This is a genomic window from Pirellulales bacterium (assembly GCA_019694455.1).
In the GTDB taxonomy this organism is placed as follows: domain Bacteria; phylum Planctomycetota; class Planctomycetia; order Pirellulales; family JAEUIK01; genus JAIBBY01.
In genome coordinates this window covers 35,814-60,314 of record JAIBBY010000011.1, presented here as the reverse complement: position 1 = coordinate 60,314, position 24,501 = coordinate 35,814, and the positions used below count along the sequence as shown (strand labels likewise).

Below are 24,501 nucleotides of genomic sequence, written 5' to 3'. Positions count from 1 at the left end.
GCAGTGTCGCCCGATATTCTCGAGGAATCACTGCTGATACGGATGTCGACGAGATTTTCATTTGTTCGGCCGCGATGAATCCGAGGCATGGCGCATTTTGTAGAGCGCCTCTCCCACGCGACGACACATTTCGGTGGTTACCGCATACGGGGTGTCAGCGACGTCGACGAAGCCAATCTGGTAGTTCTCTTCGTCATAGAACCGTCCCGTGGTCGGCTCGTCCTGAAATTGGAACCAGTGACATCCGACGAATTGGGGATGGCGGAGCGCGGTTTCGACATACTGTCGATACGCTTCGGCTCTGGCCTTTTGGTTTTGCACTGGCACGAGACCCGTATGAAACAGCCCTCGATCGAGCGCGCCAAAATGAAACTCGCCGATCAGTAGGGGCACGTCGCCACCGGCGAACTTGAAGTCGGCGATTGAGTGCTGATAGAGGTTGTAGCTGACGACATCGCAATGCTGAGCGGCGGCTGCGGCGGCAAGATCGTTCGCCCCAGAGAATCGGCAGCCCAGATAGAGCTGCTGGGGCGCGGCTTCGCGAATGACTCGCCGAACGGTGGAAAAGTAAGTGTCCGCCATTTGAGAATAGAAGCTTTGCAGGTCAGCCCGAGCCCGCAATACATCCGGCGGCGCGTCTCGGGACGTCGCGAGCGATTCCCAAGATTTGTGGCTCGTTCCCCAAACTTGATTCAGCGCGGCGATATCCAGGTGCTTCTTCTGCAGTTGCGCCATGAAAACCTGCTTCGCGGCCTGCCGCGGTGGGCTGCGCAACGTGGCGACAGCCAGCGAGATGTCGTCGCCCCACGATAACTCGTTGTCACAAAAGTAGCCGATGCACCACGGGTCGTTCGCGCTCTTCGTCCCCCGGTCGGCCATGCTCTTTTTTAAGGCGCGTTCGAACGACGGGTCGTACACGTCGGGGAATTTGCCCCAGTAACCATCGCTACCTTCGAGTACGACGGCGCCGTTCGAGGTGATGGCATCTACGTACGGCGTGCGGCGCAAGCTGCGCACTTCGTCGGAGGACCAATTGCCGATTGTGTTTAGGCCCCAATGCCGCAGGCGGCGGTGGGTGACGCTTGCCGAAATCTGTCGCCAATCGTCGCCGTACTTGCGCTGCAGGTTCGCGCCGGCGAACGAAAAGCAGCGTACCGCGGCGCCGGCGTAGTGTCCCTTGAGAACATGCCCCTGCGCGAAGAACGACTCGAATGTGCGTTGGTCGTCGGAAAACTCCTCAAACCAGTGTTGCCGCTGCTCGATCGGTGTCTGATCCAGCGCCCCGACGCAGTCGATGCCATGCGACCAGAACAACCGCCCCTCGGGGTCTACGAACCACCATTTGTCGTCCACCTTTTCGACCCGAAAATAGCCGCTAGCCTTGCGTCGCGGCCCCTTCACCCAGCCGCCAATGTGGTTCCAGTCGCGCGGGCCGCGATCTTTGCGGAGTTCTTTCTCCTCTGCCGTTCGCCGTGCGAGTAGTTCGGCGAGTGAATGTGTCTTGCCCGGCCAGTCCTGATGGCGATATTGGCCGAACATGTCGATTAGCGGAAAGTACGGATTCGCGTCGGTCGTCCATGCGGTTGGAGACACCCATTCGCCGCTGGCGCGAATATCGCTGATCTCGAAGTCGTTGGCGACGGTTGGGTGACCCACAAACACCAACAATTGCGTCACTTTCGTCGGGTCGATCGTTTGATCGCCGCCGTTCTTGGCCGGATATCCACGCATGCCAAAGAGTTTTCCGCCCAGCGTATCGCCCGATGTGCGTTGTAGTGGCACTTGCATTTCTCGCTCGGCGCCAGGGCTTATTGTCAAGCTCTGAGTGACATTACGGGCTTTGCCATCGACGTTGTCGCTATCCACGCGGCAGTGGACGGTTACTCGTTTCTCGCCGACGTTGCGCAGGCGTAGCACCACATGGGAGAATGCCGAAAGGTTCCAACAGCCGTCGCGGGCAACGAGTGTGACACCTGGCCAAGACTGCGAAGTGCCCGTTTCGACGCGCAAGGCGCTTCCCGCATCCGAGGCGACGCGTCGTACTGTCGCGTCAGTGACGCTGACCTGCGTGGGTTCGAACGGTGGGGCAAAGTCAAACAAGACTAACTCGCCGCCGTGGGCCGCGCAGGTCAGCGAGAGACACAGCAGACTTGCCAATCGCGCGAGTTTGCAGGGGGGGCCTTTGCGGGCAAGGCGCATTCTCGACTCCTACGCATTAGTTGGTGTTGCCCCGGAACTGTCTGCGATTACGATTCGCCAAGCCATCGCCGACGGTCGATTGGCCGGTGGACGTTGCTCTGTTTACCTTGCCGTGTCGTCGGGGGCAATCGCATCAAAATGTATGTCATTCGAGGTATTTTGCTGACGGCCGGTTCGCCTTCCGTGCGAGGTGGTAGCTGTCAAAAAAAACTGTCGCAAGCGAAAGTAATCGCGCTGGCACTATTGTTTTGATCACTCGACGGATGGCGCCAAATCGGGCACAGGGTTTGCAGCGTCAACTGGTTACGGAGTTTGCAACGTCGGGGCGCATCACGACTACCAGAAAACTGTGCAAGGAGCACCTGCCATGGCGCTGTCTGTTCCTCGATTGACCAACCGATTGCGCGCGGATCGACCAGCCTGCGCGAATGAATCATGCCAGAACGTCGGCTCGTTGGAACGTTGGGCCTCGGCCGCCGCGGGTGTGGGGCTGTTGGCCTTTGGGATGCGCGGGGGAATGGCGCGCCGCGTGTTGACCGGGTTGACTGGCGCGGCGCTGGTGCAACGTGGCGTCACCGGGCATTGCGATATCTATGGCATGCTGGGCATACAAACAAGCGACCAGCCGCACTCTAGGATTGGCGTGCCCGCTCGTAAGGGAGTGCGATTCGACGAGACGGTGCAGATCAATTGCTCTCCCGAGGAAGTCTATTGCTATTGGCGACATTTGGAGAACTTGCCGCGGTTCATGCGGCACTTGGAATCAGTGCGCGAGTTGGACGAGAGGCATTCGCGTTGGATTGCGCGCAGCCTAATGGGCAGCACCTTCGAATGGGACGCGGAGATCATTAACGAGCGAGAGAATGAGTTGATCGCCTGGCGGTCGTTGCCAGGATCGGAGGTCGACACGGCCGGCAGCGTGCGCTTCGATTCGGCAGATGCGGGGCGCGCGACGCTGCTGCGGGTGGAAATGAAATACCGCCCGATTGGGGGCAAGTTCGGCATCGCGGTGGCCAGCTTGTTCGGCGACGACGCGCAGTCGATGATTCGCGAAGATCTTGCCCGGCTCAAGCAACTGTTGGAGAGCGGTACGGTCGGCGAACCCGCGACACTAGCGGGGGGACTCGGAAAACGGCTACCGCGATGACAGGAATGGCTCGCGCGGCGCGGTCAATGGCGCACGGCGTCTTGCAGCGCCTCGCGCGGCTGCGGGAATAGAAACTCGTAGCCGGCGGCCTGCATCACGCCGGGCATGGCTCGCTGCGAGGCCAGCAGGATTTCGGCGAACTCGCCGATCATCAGTCGCAATCCAAACTCCGGCGCCGGCAGGATGGCCGGGCGATGCACGGCGCTGGCCAACGCTGTGGTGAATTCGCGATTGGTCAGTGGATTGGGCGACACCGCATTGAAAGGGCCGCTTAAAGTCGCGCGCGTGGCCGCGAGGCGCAGCATGCCGACCACATCGTCGACATGCACCCACGGCATCCACTGCCGGCCGGTGGCGAGTCGTCCTCCTAGCCCCAGCTTAAAGAGAGGCAGCATTTTCTCAAGCGCGCCTCCTCCACGACCGAGCACAATGCCGATGCGCGCGATGGCGACGCGCGCGCCGATCGCTTCGGCCTCTTGAGCGGCGGCTTCCCATTCGCGGCAGACGATCGCCAGAAAGTCGTCGGCCGGTAGCGCGTCTTCGTATAGCACTTCGTCGCCGCGATTGCCGTAGTAACCCACCGCCGACGCGCTGACGAGCACCGCGCCACTTTTTGCCTGCTTCATCCCGTCAACGAGATTCTTGGTTCCTAGATGGCGGCTGTCGCGGATGGCCCGCTTCTTTTCGGGGGTCCAGCGTCCATCCGCCACGGGGTCGCCCGCCAGATGAAAGACGACATCGACTCCGTCGAACGCGGCCACCGGCGCAGGCTCTCGCTCGGCGGACCAGGCATAGGCTTCCACATCGCCGAGCGATTTTTTTGCCCGCGCCGGATCGCGACTGAGCACGACAGGTCGATCGAGCGTGGCCGCCAACCGGGAGCCGATGAATCCCGTGGCGCCGGTGACGAGTGCTCGCATGATTCGCTCCCAACGGAATGGCGTGGCTGCGCGGGCGTCTCTCGCGCAAGTCTAGGGAGGGACCATAGCGTGTCAACGCGCAGCGCGCTTTGAAGTGATAATAATTATTGATATATTCTTAGTCGCCCAATTTTTCGGTACGCTGCTGGCGTATTCTGCCGATCGACGGGCGCCTGCCGCATTGTTGCGGCGCCAGACTGTCGACCCCGGATTCACTCCGCAAACTCGCCGTGCAAGGAACATCCATGCGACGCACACTTCGATTTCAAAGTCTGTTGTTTCTGGCCGCGATGTGCGGCTTTGGCGTGGTCGGCTGCAAGAAGCCGGGCGAGACTCCCCCCGCGCCGGCGAAAGCGAGCAATGTGAACTCGGCCGCCGAGGCGCGAAATCTTCCGGAACCGTCGTCTGAGCCCGTGGCGACCGCAGAAGAATCCATGCCAGCGGAGCCGGCGGAAACTACCGCTGAGCCCGCCGCGCCAGTTAAAGCCGCAGCGGCCACTGAACAACCGATGCCCGCGGAGCCGATGCCCGAGACGCCCGCCGCGCCGGCCGAGGCTGCGGAGTCCGCCGATGGTCCATCGCTCGCTAAACCGGTGGCGCTTGAGACCGAGAAGGTGACACTCGGCGATCCATCGTTGACCGCCGGCATACCGGGGGATGGCGCGCTCAAGGTTGAAGAGATCAAGGCTTGGCTCGACAAACCAGAGAATCATGTCGCGCTCGATCCGATCTTGCCGCTGGGGCTCAACAAGGGACAGGGGGCGATCAAGGGAATCGACAAGAATCCGCTGACCCGCGCCAAGATCGAGTTGGGGCGGCAACTTTACTTCGATCCGCGCCTGTCGCGCGACGGCACCATCAGTTGCGCGTCGTGTCACAGTCCCGACGAAGGGTACGCGCGGCACACGCAGTTCGGCATCGGCGTCGACGGGCAACAAGGTGGGCGCAACAGCCCAGTCAGCTACAACCGCATTTTGAGCGACTTGCAGTTTTGGGACGGGCGCGCGGCGACGCTCGAAGAGCAAGCCAAGGGGCCGATCGCCAATCCGATTGAAATGGCCAACACGCATGATGCTTGCGTCAAGGCGCTGGGCGAGATCGAAGGCTACAAGTTGCAGTTCGATAAGATCTTTGGTGAGCTGAACATCGAGCGGGTCGCCGAGGCGATCGCGTCGTTTGAGCGCAGCATCGTCACCGGGCCTTCGCCGTTCGACTACTACGAAGAACTGCGCCCGTTCTTGACCGCCGATCTCGAAGCGATGAAAGAGGATGACCCCGACACTTATGTCTTGTACGAGAAGGCCAAGGCGGCGTCCGACGCGCATCCCATGTCGGAGAGCGCGATCCGCGGCCGAGAGATTTACTTCACGCAGAAGGGGAACTGCTCGGCCTGCCATGTCGGTCCGAATTTGACCGATGAGTTGTACTACAACATTGGCGTCGGCATGGACAAACCGGAACCCGATTTGGGGCGCTATGTCATTACCAAGGAAGAAAAGGACAAAGGCGCTTTCAAGACGCCGACCATCCGCAACGTGGCCCTTTCGGCTCCCTATATGCACGACGGCACGCAAAAAACGCTGGCCGAAGTGGTGGAGTGGTACAACAAGGGTGGCCACAAGAACGATTGGCTGAACGAACGCATCAAGCCGCTGAACCTTACCGATCAGGAGAAGCAGGACTTGGTGGCGTTCATGGAGGCCTGCACCGGAGACTACCCGCAAGTGACGCAAGATCGCTTGCCCGAGTAACCGGCGCGCATCACGCGCAAGGCGTCAGGACGAGCACACCGCAGCCCACGAGTTGCGGCGCTTGTCTTGGCGCCTTTTTTGTCGCGCTGATTGCCGCCGACAGTCCATCGGCCAGCCGGCGCTTCACACACGACGGCCAGCGCGCCAATAGAGCAGCATTGCCGAGGCAGCGCCCACCAATGCCAGAGCCCAGGCGGTTGGCTCGGGGACGGGCAGGGCCGCGCTGGCGGCGGGTTGATAGTGGTCTGCCCACAGCGTGTAGTCGGCGCCATCGACCTTGCCATCGGTGTTGAAGTCGCCCTGCGCCACCAGCGGGTTGGCTTGCTGAAAGTGATCGGCCCAGAGGGTGTAGTCGGCGCCGTCGATCAGGCCATCGTCGTTGGCGTCGCCAGTGGCGTTGAGCACGATGCGGAAGGCCTGCGTGTGGTCGTTGGGGTCGGTCCCCCAGCCGACGATCGTGCGGCCATCATCGGAGAGGGCGTTGACCCACTTGCCGGACCAGCCGGCGAGTTGATCGGCCAGGCCGTAGTGCTGGGTGAGCACCTGATTCAGGTCGCGGATGCCGTTGAGCGGGTCCCAGATGAAGCATTCGTCGGAGGGATCCACGAAATTTGCCGTCCCATTACCAACGATGCGTTGGGCGTCTGCGGACACACCCTTGGCGATGCTACCGGTGTGGCCGGGCGCTACGCCAAGCGGTTCGATTCCGCTCGATTCCGTCCAGCGCACCGCAAGCGGAGGGCTTCCGACTTGAGAATCCCATCCAACCACGATCGAACCGTCTGGAGTTATGCGAGTAGGATTGTCAAATCCCAACGAGGTGAATCCGGCGCCCTCGGTCCACATGATGGCGCCATACGTTCCGTCTAGCAGGTCAGTGGTGACCACGCGCGTGCCATCGGCAGACATGTCGAAGGGACCCAATCTGCCGGCGTGAACTTCTGGACTCGGTTCAATGGAAACTGATCCCTGGCTCTCGGACCACAAGTAGGGATGGGGCATTCCGCCAAAAAATGGGATGACGTCTACGAACGCACGGCTACCATTCGCCGAAATCGCGAAAGCGGCACCTTGAGATATGTTGAGATCGGTGGCAATGGCCTCCGTGCCGTTCAATCGCGACCAGCGCACAGGCCTAGCCGTCTCGGCCGCCGAGTGCAGAAAGGCGCCATCGTATCCCACGGCGGAATTGCCGTCGGCGGAAACGGCCGTGTACACGCCCGTGCCGGTTAGTGGCGCCGTTGTTTGCGGAGTGAACATGCCGGTCGATGACGTCCAGATGAACGGTCGTGTGCCAGGCATCGGTATGGTATATGTTTCTCCCCCCACGATTACCGAACCGTCGGCCGACACATCCCAGGCGTTGCTGGTTGTGCCGTCGGGCAAAAAGCCGAGGCCCTCAAAGTGCGCCGCGTGGGCAGGGGACCACAGCATCGCCGCGAGCAGCAGCGTGGCGGCGGCGCGAATCGAAGCCGCCATGCGATTCGGCTCGGCGAAAGTACAATGCCTGCCCACGGGTTTGCCCCTGGGGGTGAATTGCAGCAAAAATGACCGTGAAATGAGCTTATTTGACGCGGCGCGCGGCGGCAAGTGAAATGCGCCGCACATGATGTAGGTGAAATGGCGAAGCGGCCTATTTGGCGAATTTAACGAACGGGTCGTCGCTGGGATCGCGGTTCCATACGTACTCCGTGCTGGCGGCGATCTGCTCGGCGATTGGCTCGCCATAGAGCCGGGCGATCAGGTGCAGCGCCATGTCGATCCCGGCGCTGACGCCGCTGCTGGTCACGCGGTCGCCGTCGTCGACCCAGCGGGCCTCCTTGACCCAGTTGACCTTCGGCCCCTGCTTCACCGCGCCTTGAAAATAGACTTTGTTCGAGGTGGCGCGGTGGCCATCGAGCAGCCCGGCCTTGGCCAAGATGGCCGAACCGGTGCAGACGCTGGTCACGATCTCGGCGGTTTTGGCGCGCTCGCGAAGCCAGTTGAGGAAGGCCTCGTTATTGAGTTCGCGGAGGGTGCCGAACCCGCCCGGCACCAGGATGATGTCGAGCGGCGGGCAATCGTCGAAGCCAAATTCGGCCTTCATGGAAGGGCCTTGCGAGCTTTTCACATCGCCGGCGTGCTGCGCCACCATGACCAGTTTGAGGGGCCCGCCCACGTTGCCGAACATCTCGGCCGGCCCGCACACGTCCAACAGTTCAAAGCCTTGATACAGCACAATGCCGAGCGTGCGCGAACCCTTGTCCGCGGGCTTGGCGGGCTGCGCCTGGGGTTGAGGGTCGTCGGCGCGCACCGCGCTTGACAGCAAGACGCAGAGGGCGAGGCAATACAAGGCGATTGAGCGGCGGGCGCAGGCAAACATGATGGTGTTCCCAGACAAGGGGCTGGAGATGTGATGGGTTTCAATAGCCGCAGAGGCTACTACGGACTTCGTACTTGATGTGCTCTTTCTTGGATTTTCCTGGTTCGTGGCAGTGGGCACAATACGCCACATCTGGCAGATCGCGGTGTTTGATGCTTGTGCCGCGATGCACGTCGTGGCACGAAAGGCAGGTGAACTGTTCATTGCCCAACAGGGCCACTTGCCGGATGTTGTCGAGCACATGCCGATCGCCGGGGTTGACCCGCGGATCGTCGGCGAGCGACCAGTCGAACTGGAAATCTTTGAACAGGTTGTCGTCGGCGACGAAGTTGTTGGGGTAGGGGAGGCCAGACGACTTGGACTTGCCGAAGCGAATGTGGCACTGCGCGCAGATCGATGTCACCACGCGCGGCGCGTCGTGCCGCGCGTGGGAAAGGGGCATCAGCTTGGTGTCGGTGGAGTGTTCCAGCGGCGCCGCGCCGTGGCAGGCGTAGCAATCGATCGACGCCACAAGAAACGCGTGCGTGTCGGGCTCGACCGCGGTGCAGTGACAGCCGACGCAGCCTTGGGCAAACCGCGTGGTGTCCCACTCGGCGCTGGCGGCATGCAGGCGCCAGCGCGAGCCGCCGGCCGGCGTGGCGTGGGCCGCCAGCAGATCGAAGGCGCCAAACTCCGCGCCGCGGCGCAGAAATGATGTGGCGTGCCGGCCGCCAAGCGTCATTTGCGCCTCGGCGGCGACAGCGCGCGTGACGGGATCATCGGCCAAGGCCCGCATGGCGGGCATTTCGGGGCGGGCGTCTTTGATCGATTGCGAGTGGGGGTTTTTCTCCCAGGTGGGGCCGATGTCGTTGCGATGGCAGAACAGACATTCGCCGCTGTCGACAAACTCTGGCAGTTCCTGGCCGACATGATCGGCGCCCCAGGCCGCCGGATCGAGATGCACGGGCTCCTTGGTTGGCGTCGTCTCAGCGGCGGTGAGCGTAACTTGGCGCGAGGGGGAGAGCGCCGTCGCCAGCGCCAATAGGCCCAGCGCGGCGAAGGCGATCAAGATGGTGCGGCGAAGCCAGTTGCGCATGACAAGCTTGCTCGGGGCCAAGTGCTCGGCGCGCATTGTATCACGGGCGCGCACAAAACGCGGGCAAGGAATTGTGCCAATGCTTACTTGCGTTAACGAAAAACGCCCACGGGTAATACCCGTGGGCGTGAGTTGGCGTTTTACTGTTCAGCGAATTGTCGCCGTGGGCGTTACGCGTTGGTGTCGTCGCGGACCCAGCCGTAGGCGGCGTTCTCGCGCAGACCGCCATTGGCGTTGTACATGGCTTGCAGCTTGCTGAGGCCATCCTTGGGCAGGTTCTTGCGCTGCGCCTCGATGTCGATGCCATAGATTTTGGCGGCGTTCTGGCCAAAGATCTTGGCCTTGTCCTCTTTGGTTAGCTTGGAGTAACCGAACTTGTCGCACATTTCGTCGGTAATCTGGAAGCGTTTGAAGGCGTCGATCACCCACTGCGGCGAGCCCCACCAGAGGCAGTCGGTTCCCCAGATCACATGGTCGGCGCCGTAGTTCTTCACGTTCTTGCCGATCAGGTGCTGGCAGACTTCGGGGTTGTCGACCGCCAGCGACCCGAACGAGGAGCCAATTTCGGGGTAGACATTGTCGAGCTTGGGATTGCGCTCTTTGATCTTCATGAGCACATCGTGCCAGGCAAAGTCGCCTGTGGTGGGATCGTAGGCCTTGTCAAAGCCTGGCTCGGCCGGCGCGTGCTGCATGGCCGAGTGGTAAATGACAAACTTCATATCGGGGTGGTCGAGCGCGGCTTTCTCGACATCGGCCGGATTGGCGTAGTGGCCGAGCGTTTTCGACTGATACGAAAAGCCCTTGTGGACGCTGACGGTCTTGATGCCTAGCTCCTTCGACTTTTCGTAGAAGGGATAGCTGATCTTCTCGTCGTCCATGCGGAAGCCGTCGCCCGAACCTTCGCGGCTGGTGGTATGGCAGTACCACTTCCACGAGTCGATGCCGTAATCTTTGACCTCGCGCTCCATTTGCTCGAACAGCGCGGTCTTGTCCTGCGTGTTGGTCTTTTTGTCCCAATAGTGATTGGGAGCGCAGTTGCCTTGGCAGAGCGCCCGCTGGCTGCCGGCCATTTCGTTGATGTCGCGCTTGCGCATCGACATGAGCCAGCTTGGCAGGACGCCGCCGCCGCGGGCCCGCGTGACTTGCGGATCGAACGCCGGCCCTTCGATGCGATTGCCTTTGCGGTCGAAGTGCTTTTCGGCGCCGGGCACACCGGAGATGATCAGTAGCGCGGTCTCGCTATCGAAGAACATCTCCTTGACGAAGTTGGGGAATGCGTACTCCTCGGGCTTGTCGGAAATCTTGAAGCCCATGTTCTTCACGAACTCTTGGTTCTTGAAGATCGACATGCTGCGGAAGTTAAGGGCAAAGCCGTTGGTGAAGTGGGACTGCACGTCGATGATGAAGTAGTCGCTTTTGGGCCATTTGTCTTCGTAGGCGCCGAGTTCGACCGTTTCGGCCTCGTCGACATCCCAGTAATTGCCAAACACCTTGTTGCTGGCGAGGAAGGCGGTGGCCAGTCCCATGCTGGAGGCCATGTATTGCCGGCGATCCATGCCGAGGCGCTTGGCGTTGTTTTCGCCCATTTCGACGATCAGTCGTTCGACCTGTTTCAGTTTTTTGGATTGCGGGCGCGGAATGAACTCCTCGTTGGAGACCACCTGCGTCGGCATGGGGGAATCAACCCCCTTCTTGCGGTCACGAACCCATTTGGGAATCCACATGGAAGCCAAGCTCCTTGTTGGTTGTCGAGCGTTGAGCGCACCGGCGAAAGGATGCGACGAGAACGTTATTAGCAACCCACCGCAACGGCGCGCCCGCGCGGCGATTGTCTGGCGCTGGCAATTATAAGGGCGTGCTCTGGGCAGCGCCAAACAAACTATCGCTGCCCAACGACTTGGCAGAGCGGGGCGAAAAGGGGACAAACCGAGTTCGCTGTTTGCGGCAGAATGCTAGCGGGGCCTTTATCCGGTTCACAGCGAGCGCAGCGGCGCCGATGGCCGGCCTCAACGCGCCACAATAAATAAGGGCGACTGCCCCACGGGTGGGGGGCAATCGCCCTGCGCTATGCGCCGGAATGAATTCGAACGGACTTGCTAGCTCTGGGGCTCGCCCTCGGCGGGGGCCGCTTCGGCAGCCGGCTCTTCGTGATGTTCTTCTTTCTTGAGGTTGGCCAGCTTTTCGGCGTATTTGGCCGGATCTTTGCGCAGCGTTTCCTCGCATCCCTCGCAGCAGATCAGGTAATCTTGGCCTTCGACATCCTTGACCAGGACCGGCTTGCCCATCGAGCCAAGCGGCTCACCAGCGACGATGCAGTGCATGCCTTGCGCTTCGGCCAGCTTCATTTCATCGGGCGTGAGCAGGGCCAGCGCCTCTTTCACTTTGGGATCGTCGTGAGCGTGTTCGTCGTGTCCCTCGTGATCGTGCCCGTGCTCATGATCGTGGGCCGCCTCTTCGGGCTCGGCCTGGGCCAGTTCGCCCGTTTCCGACTTGGCGCAGCCGCCCAGCCAGAGAGTGGCAGTGAGAGACAAACCGGCCGCCAGGGTCCAACGTTTCCAAATTGTGTGCATTGTGATGCGCTCCTTCATATGGCAAGGTGATTGCGAATGGGGCTATCCGTCTTAACCGCCTATGCGTGGCGGGTTTCGGCATTGTAATGGGGTGGACCGGGGCAGGGGAGGGGGCGGAATCGGCCCAGGGGGCTGCGCTCTCAGCGGTAGGCGGCCCGCGTATACTGAGGTCATGCGAATCACTCGCCGGCAATCGAAGCAAATTCGAACATGGCCGCTTGCCCTAGCGGTGGCGATGTGCCTGTTCATGTCTTTAGCCGGTAACGAATCTCACGGCAGCGATGCAAATGCTCCGCCGCCCGTGATCGATTGCGTCGGTTGTCGCGAGACCCATTGGGCCGACGTTGCCTTGGGGGCGGGATTGCTGGCCGGCGTGGCGTTTATCGCACGCTGGCAGCGCGGCAAGCGCGGTTAGCGCTGGCGACGCCGGTACATCATAAAAAAGCTCGACGCGGCGAGCCGGTGGCCCGTCGCGTCGAGTGGTTTGGCAGTTGGCGAGTCGTGTCGGAGAGTGTTGCGAGCGGCTATGGCACCAGGGCCACGGCGCCCACCCAGACGCCGGCTTCAAGCAAGCCGCCGCGCAGGCTGATCGGGACCGGATAGATCATCTTGGGAGCGCAACTGCCAGGTCGGTAGTAACCGAGCGGATAGATGCACTCGCACGGCGGTTCTATGCCCATCTCGTAGGGCAGGATGGGAATGGTGAGGAAGAACAAGGCGCCCGACACGAACGGTTGCACCAAGGGACCCCACGAGTGGCCGTAGCGTTCGAGGGCAAACTGTTCGAAGTACAGCGGCTTGTGGCACAGCGCCGAGGCCTTCCAGGTGTAAGTGGTTTGGGCGAACATGCGCGGCTGGTAGGGCATGTCGCCGAGGGTGCACTCTGGCGGAAACTCGCCGGCTTGCGCCGAGATGTCGGTGGTGATGTCGCGGATGCCTTTGGCGTCTTCTGGCTTGGGGCAGGGGGGGAGTTCGCCGGCGGGGGCCTGCGCCAGTTCTTGATCGAATTCTTCCCGCTCGCGGCCGGTGGTCGGTGGCTCGGGTTCTTCGGCGCGCTGCATTTGCTCATCGGCCGCTTCGGGTAGCGGCGCTTCTTCGGTAGCGGTGTCGGGCTGTGGTTGCAGTTGGAACGGATCGGGCTGTCCCGGTTCAGCCTGCGGCTGCGCCACAATCGGCTCGACCTTCAACTTGGGTTTGGCACCGCGATCTTCGAAGAAGGGATCGGAGAAAGGATCGTCCTTGGCCTTGGTGGCGCTGGTGCGCTGGATGAACTCGGCCTCGCGCTCGGCGCGTTCTTGTTCGCGGCGCAGCGCGCGATCGGTGTTGGTTTCTGGAGGAGCGGCTTCGTCCGTCTGGCGGCCTTGCTCTTCTTGGGCCACCGCCTCGGCGGCAGGCGGCATGGGACGATACGGCTTCCAGCGAAGTCGGCCGCCTTGCGCTTTGGCGAAATCGCGCGAGCGCGATGGAGCGGGGGCTGACTCGTCTGGCGTGCTGGCGCGGGCGCTTGCGCTCCAAACCAGTACGACGGCGACGCCGAGCGCGGCGATGATCCTTGCCCGGCCATGTGCCAGCCTAGAGCGGATCACCTCCGTTGTATTCGGCGGTGTAGTTTGGCGCTTCCTGCGTGATGGCGATGTCATGCGGATGACTCTCCCGAACACTAGCCGGCGACACTTGGATGAATCGCGACTGGGTCCGCAGTTCTTCTATGTTGTGAGCGCCCACGTAGCCCATGCCGGCTCGCAGACCACCCACGAGTTGGTAGATGAAAGGTCCGAGTGGTCCTTTGAAGGGGACTCGACCTTCGACACCCTCGGGCACCAACTTGCCCGAACCTCGTTCATCGGCCTGGCGGTAGCGTTCGCTGGAGCCTTTGACCATGGCTCCGAGCGATCCCATGCCGCGGTAGACCTTGAACGTGCGGCCTTGAAAGAGGATTTGCTGTCCGGGGCTCTCGGCGAGTCCGGCGAACAAACCGCCAATCATGACCGCATGGGCGCCGGCGGCGACTGCCTTGGTCATATCGCCCGAGTATCGAATCCCACCGTCGGCGATGATTGGGGTGCCGGTCTCTTGGGCCGCTTGGACCGCGTTCATCACGGCAGTCACCTGCGGCACACCGACACCCGAAATCACGCGCGTGGTGCAGATCGAACCCGGTCCGATGCCAACCTTGACGGCATCCGCTCCGGCTTTGATCAGGTCGAGGCAGCCTTCGTAGGTTGCCACGTTTCCCGCCACGACGTCGATATCCCAGCGCTGTTTGATGGTGCGCACGGTTTCGAGCACGTTGGCCGTGTGACCGTGAGCACTATCGACGACGAGAATGTCGACATCCTTGGCGATCAAGCTTGCAATACGTTCGTAATCAAAGACGCCGACCGCGGCCCCGACCCGCAACCTGCCTTGCCTATCTTTGCAGGCATTGGGAAATCGCCGCATCTTGTCAATGTCTTTGATCGTAATCAGTCCGGTCAGTCTGTAATTTTCGTCAACCAGCAGAAGTTTCTCGACCTTATTTGCCATCAAGATCGTTTCAGCTTCCTCAAGCGATACGGTCCCTGTGGCGGTGACCAGGTTTGCCTTGGTCATCACCTCGGAAACCTTGAGGTCGCCCCCCTCCAGAAACCGCATGTCGCGGCGGGTGAGAATGCCTTGCAGCTTGCCATCGCTGGCAGTGATGGGAATGCCCGAGACGTGGTGCTTTTGCATCACCTCTCGCGCGCGGGCCACGGTGGCGTCGGCGGTGAGACAAACGGGGTCGACGATGATGCCGTTGGCGCTGCGTTTGACCTTGTCGACCTCTTCGGTTTGCCGCTCGACCGACATGTTCTTGTGGATGATGCCGAGTCCCCCTTCCTGCGCCAGCGCGATCGCCATTTCGCTCTCGGTGACGGTGTCCATGGGGGAACTGAGCAGGGGAATATTGAGGGCAATCCGCTTGGTGAGTCGCGTGCGCACATCGACATCGCTGGGGACGACATCGCTATAGCGCGGCAAGAGCAGCACATCGTCGAAAGTGATCGCCTGGCCGGCAAACTTTTGATCCATGGATCGGTTCCTGCGATTTGCTTCCTGGGCCGGGAAAGGTGGGACCTTGCATTATGGCGAAATGCGCCGCAGTGCGGAAGTAGTTCACGCAAGGCGCTCTCACGGTCACAAGCCGCGGACGCTCACTGCATGTTGGCGGCGATCGGTGGCGACTTGCTACCGACGGGAATCAACTGCAACCGCGGCAGGCGCTGCCGGAGCGATTGAATGGTTTGCTCGGAGACGACCATGCGCGACAGGGACAATTGCCGCAAGTTGGGCAATTGACCGAGCCGGACAATCCCGGCATCGGTGACGCGGCTGTAACCGAGATCGAGTGTTTCGAGCGTAGGGATGCGCAAGAGGTATTCGACACCCGCATCCGAAATGTCAGTGCCGAACAAATTGAGAAATTGCAGCTTTGTTAAACCCGCCAGATGCCTGAGGTCTTGATCGGAAACGGTTGAACCGCTCAGCGTGAGCGATCTCAATTGCGACCGTGAACTCAGGGCGCGCAGCGTGGGTTCGCCGATGCGCGCGCCGCCAAGTTCTAATTCTTCCAGCCGCGGAAGCCGAGCAATCTGGACCCCCAATTCGTCGTCCACCGACGAGGTTACTAGCTGACAGTTCACCAACCCACGCAGTTCGGGCGCCAGCGTGATTTGCGGGGGAACGGGCGTTGGATCGCGATGCCAAAGTGTTTCTGGGCGCTCGAGCAGCCAAGCGAGGCCGAGTTTGTCGGCTATGGAGTGCTGGCTGCTGGTGACATAAAAGTTGCCTGTGCTTGTAAGCTGGGAGGCGATGTCGCGCTCGCGGTCGAGACGCTGCATCCAAATGCGAGTGAGACCAAAGGCGGCGCTGACCAGCGCAACGATGAGCAACAACGCGCGCAGCGAGAGCCGGGCGCGACACCACCTTGGCTTGTGACCTGCGCGCACTGGGCACGACAAACTCATGCGGCCCCCTCCGTTCGCCATGCTTTTCAACCTAGCAGCGGCGTGGCTCAAAAAGCAAAAGTATTCTGTCGCGATTGCCAGGCAGGCGCGTTGGAGTCGGTCGGAATTGAATTCAAACGAATTTCAAAAAACAGGGGGGTAAACTCCGAAAACCGCCGCACTCCGAATTGAGAGCGGTCCGACGCGCAGCATTGCAAGTTGCTCAATAGCAAGAAGTTGAGGCAGGGATCGCTTGTCCCGGCTGGAGCTTGCTGGCGGGAGTTTTCGGAATTGGCGAATGCAAATCGTTCCATCGGCTCGCATGGCCGCATGGCTGGTGGAACGACGACTGTCGTAACGCGGAGAATTTCGCCAATCGACCCTCAGCGGGTATGCTGATGACCAAAGCGCGACCATGGACTTTCGCGCGTGGAGCCCATTGGGGGATAGCGTGATGCTCGGCCCGACTCATCCGGCTCGCTGCGCCGGCACGCTCAATCGGCGATCGTTCGTCCGGAGCGGCCTTGTTGGTCTCAGTTCCCTCTCCCTGGCCGATCTATTGCGGATCGAGGCGACGGCCAGCCAGGCCGGTCGCGAAATTGCCAGCGACAAGGCTCTGCTCGTGCTGTGGTTATGGGGCGGCCCCAGCCACATGGAGACCTTTGACCTGAAGCCCGAGGCGCCGACCGAGTATCGCGGCGAGTTTCGGCCGATTTCCACCAACGTGTCGGGCATCGAGATATCAGAACATTTGCCGAAGCTGGCTGGCCTGGCCGACAAGTTCGCGCTCTTGCGCTCGGTTAGCCACAACAGCCCCGGTCATGCGAACAGTTCGCATACCATGCTCACCGGTTATCCGGGCGAGTTGATTGAGACGCCGCCGTTTCGCCCCAAGTTTCCCGATGTCTGGGCCGTGGCCAATCATGTCTTGGGCGAGCGGCAGCCGGGCATGCCTCCGCATGTCGTGCTGCCGCACATGCGCTATCAAGGCGCCGCGTATCTGGGCAGCCAACTCGATCCGCTGGAAGTGCGCGGCGACCCGAACGAGCCCAGCTTTCAGATGCCGAACCTGACGGCCAAGGCCGAACTGCGTCCGCGGATGCGCGAACGGCTGGGACTATTGGCCGATTTTGATCGGCTGCGGCGCGAGATCGACACCACGCGCGCGATGGACTCGCTGGACGAGTTCAATCAGAAGGCGTACTCCATGCTCACCAGCGAGCGCGTCGCCCGTGCGTTCGACATTGCCGCAGAGGACCCGCGCACGCGCGATCGGTATGGGCGGCATACGGTGGGGCAGCGCTGCCTGCTGGCGCGGCGATTGGTCGAGTCGGGCGCGCGGATCGTCAGCGTCGATTTTCCGCATGTCCCCGGCCAGAAGGCGTTCAGTTGGGACGATCACGCCAGCGTGTGGAACATCTTCACCGAAATGAAGGCGCGTCTGCCGGTGCTCGATCAGGTAGTGAGCGCGCTGGTGGAAGACCTGTACACCCGCGGGTTGGACAAAAAAGTGCTGCTGGTGGTAATGGGCGAAATGTCGCACACGCCGCGGCTGTCGAACTTCAACGGGCAACCGGGCCGCGAGCATTGGGGCAACACCATGTCGATCTTCCTGGCGGGGGGCGGCATGCGCGGCGGGCAGGTGATTGGCGCCACCAATCGCCGCGGCGACGAGGTGCTGGAGCGGCCGATTTCTCCGGCCGACGTATTGGCCACCTGGTATCAGTTTCTGGGCGTGCCGCTTGATCTGTCCTTCACCGACTATGCTGGGCGGCCGACGCCGATCTTGCCCGCCTGCGAACCAATCGCCGAGTTGTGGGGTTGATATAATCTGCCGCTCAGGGGTCACTATTCGGAAAGGGTCTGGCATGTCGCGATCGCATTGGAACCGTCGGCAAATGTTGGGTAGCGTGGCTGGCGGCGCCGCCTGGTTTTCGGTGAGTGGGTTGTTCGCGGAAGAATTGGCCAAGACGCCGGCGCTCACCGAGGGGCCGTTCTATCCCGACAAGTTGCCGCTCGATGTGGACAACGATCTGTTGATTGTCGGCGACGGAACCACCCCAGCGATTGGCGAGATCACGCATTTAGCGGGGAGAATTCTTGGACCCACCGGCACGCCGCTGCGCAACGCGGTAGTCGAGATCTGGCAGGTGGACAACAACGGCGCCTATTTGCACTCGCGCGATCCGAACCAAGAGAAGCGAGACGCCAACTTTCAGGGCTATGGACGCTTTCTCACCGACTCCAAGGGGCAGTACTATTTCCGCACCATCAAGCCGCCGCCGTACACGGGCCGCTGCCCGCACATTCATTTTGGCATTAGCCAAAATGGGCGGCGGATTTACACGACGCAGCTTTTCATCCGCGGGCACGAACTGAACGACCGCGACATGGTGTTTCGCGGCATTCGCGAGGCGGCCGATCGCCAGCGGGTGATGGCCGACTTTGCGCCGCTGGCCGATTCGCGGATTGGCGAACTGGCGGCGAATTGGGACATTGTGCTTGGCGTCACGCCGCAAGACCCGGACGAAGCGGTGCAAGGGAGCTACGGCCCGCCCGAGCGCATGCGCCGCCGCCGCGGGTAACGGCGAATGGCATCTGTGATCGCTGCATTGAATTGCGCTGCTCGCGGCAATTCGCATGCTCGGAATTATTTGTGTTTCTGCTGGCCCTCGGTGGCAAGATCACCTATTCTCTGGAAAGTCAGTAGAGTTCGTTCAGATTTTCCACTCTCCCACCGGCAGCGCTAGTGAATCGAGATCGCGGCTAAGCCAACAGACTCGATCGGGGCTTTCTTCTGGGAACCCAATGAAGGACTGTGGTCCTTCTTCTTTTGCTGCGCTGCTGCGCGCCTTGGAGTGTGGGATGAGATCGCTGCTAGGTTTTTTGGTGCTTGTGACCATCTCCGCAACGTGGGCCAGCGCCGCGCCGATACCGGTTCATTTGGCGGTCACCGATGGGACCAACGTTGTTTCGTTGAACCCGGATGGAGATCTCTTGCCAATTGGCCAATATCATTCGGAGGGCAGCCAAAGCACCGCCACATTTTCACTGGAATGGGACATCTTTGCAGGTCCGACGTCAGACATTCAAATCGCAAATTACTTATCGGTGGATCTCAAGGTAACAAACCTGATGTCAACTGCGCAAACGTACTCCGCCTTGGCGACACTTCCCGTCCCGTTCCTCGCGACGTCAGGTATACAGGGGATTTGGGGCGGCGCCATCTTGGACCTGAATGGTGATGGCGCAACACTGTCTACCGATGACACAACAGGCGATCCAATGTTTTTGGGGCTGGTCGACGGAGTGCCAAAGTTTGTTGACTACCCGCACCCATTCACGCTGGTTGCCGCGCCCGGTAAAGGCAATGGAACCCTGTTTGCAGGCTTCGGACCGGCCGCTATCCTTGGTCCGCCGATAGTTGGCGAGATCGGCGTACAGCTACGATTCACGGCGTCCGCAGGCGACAAGGCGTTCTCGCATGGAACCTTCCACGCGTTTAGCGTCCCTGAACCACCAGGGTTCATGCTCGGCGGCATCGCCGCGCTCGTCACTGTCGGCTTTATCAGTAGACGCAAGCCAGGAACGGCCGCTTAGCTCTGCGCGCGGAAGCAATTCAATGTGGCTGCGATTGGCGCGCCGCGCAGCAAAAAGCCCACGAGCAGGCTCGTGGGCTTAGGGGACCAGCGGCAATTTTGTGTGGCAGTAACGTTTAGCAGTACGGACTAGTCGAGGAAGCCCGAGAGTTCTTGCGAGCGGCCGGGCTGTTGCAGCTTGCGCACCGCCTTGGCTTCGATCTGGCGGATACGTTCGCGGGTGACCTTGAAGATGTGCCCGACTTCTTCGAGGGTGTAGCTGTAGCCGTCGCCGAGGCCGTAGCGCAGCTTGATGATCTCGCGTTCGCGATAGCTGAGACTCTTGAGCACCTTGTGGATGCGGCCGCGGAGCATCTCTTGGGCGGCGCCGATCGCGGGGCTCTCGGCTGTGCCGTCGGGCAACAGGTCGCCAAAGTGGCTGTCCTCGCTGTTGCCAACCGGTCGATCGAGGCTGATCGGGTAGCGGCTCATGGCGAGCACGCGGCGCGTCTCCTCGATGGGGGTGCCGGCCGACTTGGCGGTTTCTTCAATGGTCGGCTCGCGGCCCAGTTCTTGGAGCAGCTTGCGGGCCACGTTGCGCACCTTGGACATCGTTTCGACCATGTGGACCGGAATGCGAATCGTCCGGCTCTGGTCGGCGACGGCGCGGGTGATCGCCTGGCGAATCCACCAGGTGGCATAGGTGCAGAACTTGAAACCGCGGCGGTACTCGAACTTGTCGACCGCCCGCATCAGGCCGGCGTTCCCTTCTTGGATGAGATCCAAGAAGCTGAGGCCGCGATTGCGGTATTTTTTGGCGATGGAGACGACCAAACGCAGGTTGCCTTCCGAGAGACCGCGTTTCGCCCGTTGGTACTTGGAGTAGACCGTTTTGAGAATGGCGATGCGGTTCCGCAGGCTGGTGGGGGTTTCCTGGCACGCCTTCAAGATGCCGCGATACTCCTTGAGCAGTTCGGCGCGCTGCGCGGCGACCGACTTATTTTTGGGGAGCGAGCGGATTTGATGGCGCAGTTGATCAACGCGGCGGCTGAAATCCTCCAGCGTCTTGATCATGGTCTCGATGCGCTGGGTGCGCAGACCGAGTTCTTCGACCAGGATGACCGCTCGGTGACGGCGGCGGCCGAGGCGGCGCCAGGCATCGCGGCGTTCATTCGCCTTGTGCGACTTGGAGAGAGCGATGCGGTAATCGCGCTTATTGCGCCGCAGCAGGGTGTCGAGCGTTTGCAGGTTGTGGGGCAAGCGGCCGGTGATCTGGTCCTTTTCCAGGCGATCGGTGACGGAGACCTGCACAGTGCGGTCGAAGGGGAGTTCGCCGGTATGGACCCGCTTCAAGATTTTGACCGCGTGCCGAATGACATAGTCGCATTCGAGCAGCTTGCGACGAAACCGGCGGCGGGTGAGCTCGATCTCTTTGGCCAGCGCGATTTCTTGCATGCGGGTGAGGAGCGGAATCTCGCCCATCTGGGTGAGATACATCCGCACGGGGTCGTCGGACCAGGACTCGCTTTCTTCGGCGATGACCAGGTCGTCGGCGCCCAAGTCGGCATCGTCGTCGGCGGCATCGCTCTCTTCTTCCGCCGCGAGTTCGGCCTCGACCTCGTCGTCTAGCTCACTGTCGAGCTCGACGTCCTTTTCGACATCCTCGACGGCGTCTTCGAGGGGGCCACGTTCTTCTTCCAATTCGTCCAACAATGCGTCGTACAACGTCACACTCCTACGCAACTAGGGCTATTCAAATGTTGGGCGTGCAGCGCGCAAATGGGACCACTTCTCCGCTAGACGACAGTCCACGCCGTCGACCAAGCATTGATCCGTCCGTCGTCCGGAGATTGAATCGATCGCGATCCTCAGGTGGGGGCGCACACAGCCATCGTTGGCGCCGCGCAGTGCCAGGTTCGAAGCGCTGTTTTTCTCGCATCGCGAAGGCGTCGCAGGGGCGTGAGGTAGGAGGGGGTAGCCGCCTGACAAGTCGCACAACAAACTAAGCGCCATCTCCCGGAACCGCAGCAATTATCTCAACCCTGCGGAGAAAAAGCCAACGAATTCTACCACTGATTTTGGAACATGGTTCGTGTGGTGGCCATTTGGCAAAAGATGGCGCTTGAGCAAACCTCGCAGCGCGAGAAAGGTCTTTGTAGATTTCCTATTTTCACAAATTGGCGCGATGATTGATCCATTGCTCCGCTTGAGTAGTGGTTTCGCGGTAGTGCAGTTGAGCGCGACACTTTTGTGGATGGCGCCAAGTCAAGCCCTGCGCGGCGCATTCTGACCGTCGGCCGCGCCTAGCGCAAGTGACGTCGCCGGAACCGCCGCAGCAGCGTGAGCACGGTTTTTTCTTCGCCCTGCGCGTCCCAGAGGCCGCTGTGGGGAAAGTCGTGCGGTTCGTCGTCGCGGCAGGCGTTCCAGAAGATGCCGTGAATGGCCGGCTTGGCGGCGCAGAGCGACACCAATTGCTCGGCCCAGCGTTCTTGGATGGCGACGCTCCAGGGACCGTGCTCGATCACCCCCGTCTGGAGGTGGGCCTTGGGATCGGGCGACGTCGCGCTGGGGAGGGTTAGATACACGTAGAGGGGAAGCCCGAACGTGGCCCACCAGTCGAGCAGGCGGTTGACCGCCAGCAAGGGGCGCAGGTGACTGCCGCCGGGATGGTAGCCCAGATTGAGCTCGAGCGCGATGCCGGCCAGGCCGACTTCGCTGCGCAACAGGGCGTCTGCGACGTGCAAGGGGGAGAGTTCATGGTCGCCGCCGCGCATGTACTCTGCCCAGGGCTGGTCAAAGGCCATGATGACCGGGGTATCGGGATCGCAGCGGCGCGTGATTTCGACGGCGCGGGCGGCCAGATGCAGGCATTCTTCCTCGGAGAGGGAGAGCGCATCGCCGATGGCAAACCGAGCCGCGCAGTTCCAGACCGCGATCCGGCCGCGAAAACGCTCGACGACGGTTTCGACGTAGTCGGTCACCAAGCTAATGAGGTTGTCGAAATCTCCCGCCCAAATGAAGAGCCAATCAGGACAGCCGGTGGCATCGAGCTTAAGTAGTGGGCCGCCGACGACCGGGATTTGGTGCTGCCGACACCAGGCAACCTGTTGATCGTAGACGCGCCAATTGTAGACGCGCTCTGTGGATTCGACATGCCGCCAATTGAGGGTGACGATGGCGGCGTTGCTGGCCGCCAGAAATCGCCGCGCGTGCGACTGGTCGAGCAGCGATTGCTCGAGCGCCATGCCGATCCAGGTGGGCAGCGGCGCGGTTTGTCGCTTGCGCACGTTGATGGCCTGCTCGACGAAGGCCTCGCAAAGCTGGTCGCCGAGCGCCAGCGTGGTTTCGATCGCCGCCGCCGCGGCCGCTTCGGCTTGCGCCAGATCGCCGCGCGAGGTGGCCGCCAGCGCGAATTGGCTCATCGCCTGCTGGACGTTGTCGCCGAACCCTTCGGGCAACATCAGGCCGATTTCTTGCCACTCAAACACTTGCGAGCGGAGTTGGCTGAGCGTGCCGCGAGCCAGTTCGACCGCGAGTTGATAGGGCGCGGCGCGTTCCATGAGCGAAGCGGTGCAGAGCATCAACTCGCCGCGGTCAGTGGGCCATGGGACATAGTAGACGCCCGAGTCGGGGAAGTCGCGTTCGATTGTAATGCCGCTGGCGTCGGCAAGGGCGGCAATGCCCAATGGGATGCCGTCTGGCCCGGTGAAGTAGAGTCGCGCCGCGGCGTCTGGGGCGATGCGATGGGGCGAGGTGAGCAGAAACCGGACTACGCCCATCGTGTGCTGTACTCGCCGTCGAGATTGCCGTCCGGGCAAGGGCGGCGCGGTCGCCCATTGGCAGCGCGCATTTTTTAGGTTGACCGTTCGAGCGCTGTGAGGCGAGTCTAAACCAGCCAGGTGGCGCGTACAAGCAAGCTTTCGATTGAGCCGGCGCGGCGCTGGGCCGGCCGCCGTTGCTTTGCCGGGGCGGCAACGGCATTGCTATACTCGCCGCGTGGCGCGGCTCGGCTCTCTGGCCCAGAGGTAACTCCATGTCCCAAGGTGTGGTGCTCGAAACCCATTTTGCCGGCTTGCCGGTGCGCCGCGGCAAGGTGCGCGACGTGTACGACCTGGGGGATCGGTTGTTGATTGTCAGCACCGATCGGATCAGCGCATTCGACTGGATATTGCCGACGGGCATCCCAGACAAGGGACGCGTGCTTACCCAAATGAGCCTGTTTTGGTTCGCTCGGCTGGGGGAGCCGAATCACTTGATAACGGCCGACATGGCCAATGCGCCGCTGCCCGACAGCGTGGACCGAGACCTGGTTGCGGGCCGAGGAATGTTGGTGCGCAAGGCCGAGGTCGTGCCGATCGAATGCGTGGTGCGCGGCTATTTGGCCGGCTCGGGGTGGAAGGAATACCGGCAATCGGCGACAGTGTGCGGCTTGCCGCTGCCACCGGGATTGCGCGAGAGCGATCGCCTGGCAGAGCCGATCTTCACGCCCGCGACCAAGGCGGAGAGCGGACATGACGAGAACATCAGCTTCTCGCAAATGAGCGCCCAGGTGGGCGGCGATGTCGCCAGCGAATTGCGCGAGCGGAGTCTGGAGGTGTATCGCCGCGGCGCGGACTACGCGCGGCAACGGGGTATCTTGTTGGCCGATACCAAATTCGAGTGGGGACGGGTCGACGATCGGCTGATCCTGGTCGACGAAGTGCTCACGCCAGACAGTTCGCGCTACTGGCCGGCGGACAGCTACGCGCCGGGACGAGGACAGGCGTCGTTTGACAAGCAATTTGTCCGCGATTGGCTGGAAACCAGCGGCTGGGACAAGAACAGCGTGCCCCCAGAATTGCCAGCAGAGATCGTGACGGCGACGCGGGCCAAATACATCGAGGCGTTTGAGCGGCTCACTGAGCAGAAGTTTGGCTAGCTCAATTTGGCGGACG

The 24,501-nt window shown here is 61.6% G+C and carries 18 protein-coding genes; 6 read left to right on the top strand and 12 right to left on the bottom strand.

Annotated features, from left to right (window positions below):
• Positions 1–57 precede the first annotated feature (57 nt).
• Positions 58–2,199 (bottom strand): beta-galactosidase, encoded by a 2,142-nt coding sequence (locus tag K1X71_06680; protein MBX7072818.1) that lies wholly within the window; start codon positions 2,197–2,199, stop codon positions 58–60.
• Between the two features lie 367 nt (positions 2,200–2,566).
• Here K1X71_06680 and K1X71_06675 point away from each other — a divergent pair, with 367 nt between their 5' ends.
• Positions 2,567–3,346, top strand: a complete 780-nt coding sequence (locus K1X71_06675) for a DUF2892 domain-containing protein (protein ID MBX7072817.1) — start codon at positions 2,567–2,569, stop codon at positions 3,344–3,346.
• Positions 3,347–3,369: 23 nt separating this feature from the next.
• Here K1X71_06675 and K1X71_06670 read toward each other — a convergent pair whose 3' ends face one another.
• Positions 3,370–4,266 (bottom strand): TIGR01777 family oxidoreductase, encoded by an 897-nt coding sequence (locus K1X71_06670; protein ID MBX7072816.1) that lies wholly within the window; start codon positions 4,264–4,266, stop codon positions 3,370–3,372.
• Between the two features lie 509 nt (positions 4,267–4,775).
• Here K1X71_06670 and K1X71_06665 point away from each other — a divergent pair.
• A complete protein-coding gene (locus K1X71_06665) occupies positions 4,776–6,017 on the top strand; it encodes a c-type cytochrome (protein MBX7072815.1) in 1,242 nt (413 codons plus the stop codon).
• Between the two features lie 123 nt (positions 6,018–6,140).
• Here K1X71_06665 and K1X71_06660 read toward each other — a convergent pair whose 3' ends face one another.
• The 8 genes from K1X71_06660 to K1X71_06625 all read right to left on the bottom strand — a co-directional run bounded on the left by K1X71_06660 (position 6,141) and on the right by K1X71_06625 (position 16,010).
• Positions 6,141–7,496 carry a hypothetical protein gene (locus K1X71_06660; GenBank protein MBX7072814.1) on the bottom strand — a complete coding sequence of 452 codons (1,356 nt, stop codon included), beginning with the start codon at positions 7,494–7,496 and terminating at the stop codon, positions 6,141–6,143.
• A gap of 154 nt (positions 7,497–7,650) precedes the next feature.
• The gene (locus tag K1X71_06655; GenBank protein MBX7072813.1) at positions 7,651–8,379 is read right to left on the bottom strand and encodes a DJ-1/PfpI family protein; all 729 of its coding nucleotides are present in this window, start codon (positions 8,377–8,379) and stop codon (positions 7,651–7,653) included.
• A 40-nt stretch (positions 8,380–8,419) separates the two neighbouring features.
• On the bottom strand, positions 8,420–9,454 hold the full coding sequence (locus K1X71_06650; protein MBX7072812.1) for a hypothetical protein: 1,035 nt from the start codon (positions 9,452–9,454) through the stop codon (positions 8,420–8,422).
• A gap of 170 nt (positions 9,455–9,624) precedes the next feature.
• Positions 9,625–11,178: an amidohydrolase gene (locus K1X71_06645; protein MBX7072811.1), complete on the bottom strand. Its 1,554-nt coding sequence runs from the start codon at positions 11,176–11,178 to the stop codon at positions 9,625–9,627.
• A gap of 372 nt (positions 11,179–11,550) precedes the next feature.
• Entirely contained in the window at positions 11,551–12,024 is a 474-nt protein-coding gene (locus tag K1X71_06640) for a hypothetical protein (GenBank protein MBX7072810.1), read from the bottom strand.
• Positions 12,025–12,548: 524 nt separating this feature from the next.
• Positions 12,549–13,610 (bottom strand): hypothetical protein, encoded by a 1,062-nt coding sequence (locus K1X71_06635; GenBank protein MBX7072809.1) that lies wholly within the window; start codon positions 13,608–13,610, stop codon positions 12,549–12,551.
• The gene (guaB, locus tag K1X71_06630; GenBank protein ID MBX7072808.1) at positions 13,597–15,075 is read right to left on the bottom strand and encodes an IMP dehydrogenase; all 1,479 of its coding nucleotides are present in this window, start codon (positions 15,073–15,075) and stop codon (positions 13,597–13,599) included. The genes K1X71_06635 and guaB overlap by 14 nt, the downstream gene beginning before the upstream one ends.
• Before the next feature lie 122 nt (positions 15,076–15,197).
• On the bottom strand, positions 15,198–16,010 hold the full coding sequence (locus K1X71_06625; GenBank protein MBX7072807.1) for a hypothetical protein: 813 nt from the start codon (positions 16,008–16,010) through the stop codon (positions 15,198–15,200).
• Positions 16,011–16,443: 433 nt separating this feature from the next.
• Here K1X71_06625 and K1X71_06620 point away from each other — a divergent pair, with 433 nt between their 5' ends.
• The 3 genes from K1X71_06620 (at position 16,444) to K1X71_06610 (ending at position 19,589) form a co-directional block, all read left to right on the top strand.
• Entirely contained in the window at positions 16,444–17,814 is a 1,371-nt protein-coding gene (locus K1X71_06620; GenBank protein ID MBX7072806.1) for a DUF1501 domain-containing protein, read from the top strand.
• Positions 17,815–17,887: 73 nt separating this feature from the next.
• Positions 17,888–18,574, top strand: a complete 687-nt coding sequence (locus tag K1X71_06615; GenBank protein ID MBX7072805.1) for an intradiol ring-cleavage dioxygenase — start codon at positions 17,888–17,890, stop codon at positions 18,572–18,574.
• A 280-nt stretch (positions 18,575–18,854) separates the two neighbouring features.
• A complete protein-coding gene (locus K1X71_06610) occupies positions 18,855–19,589 on the top strand; it encodes a hypothetical protein (GenBank protein MBX7072804.1) in 735 nt (244 codons plus the stop codon).
• Positions 19,590–19,717: 128 nt separating this feature from the next.
• On the opposite strand, the gene K1X71_06605 is transcribed toward K1X71_06610, so the two are convergent.
• The gene (locus K1X71_06605; protein MBX7072803.1) at positions 19,718–21,064 is read right to left on the bottom strand and encodes a sigma-70 family RNA polymerase sigma factor; all 1,347 of its coding nucleotides are present in this window, start codon (positions 21,062–21,064) and stop codon (positions 19,718–19,720) included.
• An 806-nt stretch (positions 21,065–21,870) separates the two neighbouring features.
• On the bottom strand, positions 21,871–23,346 hold the full coding sequence (locus K1X71_06600) for an endo-1,4-beta-xylanase (protein MBX7072802.1): 1,476 nt from the start codon (positions 23,344–23,346) through the stop codon (positions 21,871–21,873).
• 254 nt (positions 23,347–23,600) lie between these two features.
• Between K1X71_06600 and K1X71_06595 the strand changes: the two genes are divergently transcribed.
• The gene (locus K1X71_06595; GenBank protein MBX7072801.1) at positions 23,601–24,485 is read left to right on the top strand and encodes a phosphoribosylaminoimidazolesuccinocarboxamide synthase; all 885 of its coding nucleotides are present in this window, start codon (positions 23,601–23,603) and stop codon (positions 24,483–24,485) included.
• Positions 24,486–24,501 lie beyond the last annotated feature (16 nt).

Bases quoted from the DNA above. Each gene is read 5' to 3' on its own strand.
- K1X71_06595 (MBX7072801.1), top strand. From the start codon at position 23,601: ATGTCCCAAGGTGTGGTGCTCGAAACCCATTTTGCCGGCTTGCCGGTG.
- K1X71_06655 (MBX7072813.1), bottom strand. From the start codon at position 8,379: ATGTTTGCCTGCGCCCGCCGCTCAATCGCCTTGTATTGCCTCGCCCTC.
- K1X71_06650 (MBX7072812.1), bottom strand. From the start codon at position 9,454: ATGCGCAACTGGCTTCGCCGCACCATCTTGATCGCCTTCGCCGCGCTG.
- K1X71_06640 (MBX7072810.1), bottom strand. From the start codon at position 12,024: ATGCACACAATTTGGAAACGTTGGACCCTGGCGGCCGGTTTGTCTCTC.
- K1X71_06615 (MBX7072805.1), top strand. From the start codon at position 17,888: ATGTTGGGTAGCGTGGCTGGCGGCGCCGCCTGGTTTTCGGTGAGTGGG.
- K1X71_06620 (MBX7072806.1), top strand. From the start codon at position 16,444: ATGCTCGGCCCGACTCATCCGGCTCGCTGCGCCGGCACGCTCAATCGG.
- K1X71_06670 (MBX7072816.1), bottom strand. From the start codon at position 4,266: ATGCGAGCACTCGTCACCGGCGCCACGGGATTCATCGGCTCCCGGTTG.
- K1X71_06610 (MBX7072804.1), top strand. From the start codon at position 18,855: ATGAGATCGCTGCTAGGTTTTTTGGTGCTTGTGACCATCTCCGCAACG.
- K1X71_06645 (MBX7072811.1), bottom strand. From the start codon at position 11,178: ATGTGGATTCCCAAATGGGTTCGTGACCGCAAGAAGGGGGTTGATTCC.
- K1X71_06625 (MBX7072807.1), bottom strand. From the start codon at position 16,010: ATGAGTTTGTCGTGCCCAGTGCGCGCAGGTCACAAGCCAAGGTGGTGT.
- guaB (MBX7072808.1), bottom strand. From the start codon at position 15,075: ATGGATCAAAAGTTTGCCGGCCAGGCGATCACTTTCGACGATGTGCTG.
- K1X71_06665 (MBX7072815.1), top strand. From the start codon at position 4,776: ATGCCCGCGGAGCCGATGCCCGAGACGCCCGCCGCGCCGGCCGAGGCT.
- K1X71_06675 (MBX7072817.1), top strand. From the start codon at position 2,567: ATGGCGCTGTCTGTTCCTCGATTGACCAACCGATTGCGCGCGGATCGA.
- K1X71_06600 (MBX7072802.1), bottom strand. From the start codon at position 23,346: ATGGGCGTAGTCCGGTTTCTGCTCACCTCGCCCCATCGCATCGCCCCA.
- K1X71_06660 (MBX7072814.1), bottom strand. From the start codon at position 7,496: ATGGCGGCTTCGATTCGCGCCGCCGCCACGCTGCTGCTCGCGGCGATG.
- K1X71_06605 (MBX7072803.1), bottom strand. From the start codon at position 21,064: ATGTATCTCACCCAGATGGGCGAGATTCCGCTCCTCACCCGCATGCAA.
- K1X71_06680 (MBX7072818.1), bottom strand. From the start codon at position 2,199: ATGCGCCTTGCCCGCAAAGGCCCCCCCTGCAAACTCGCGCGATTGGCA.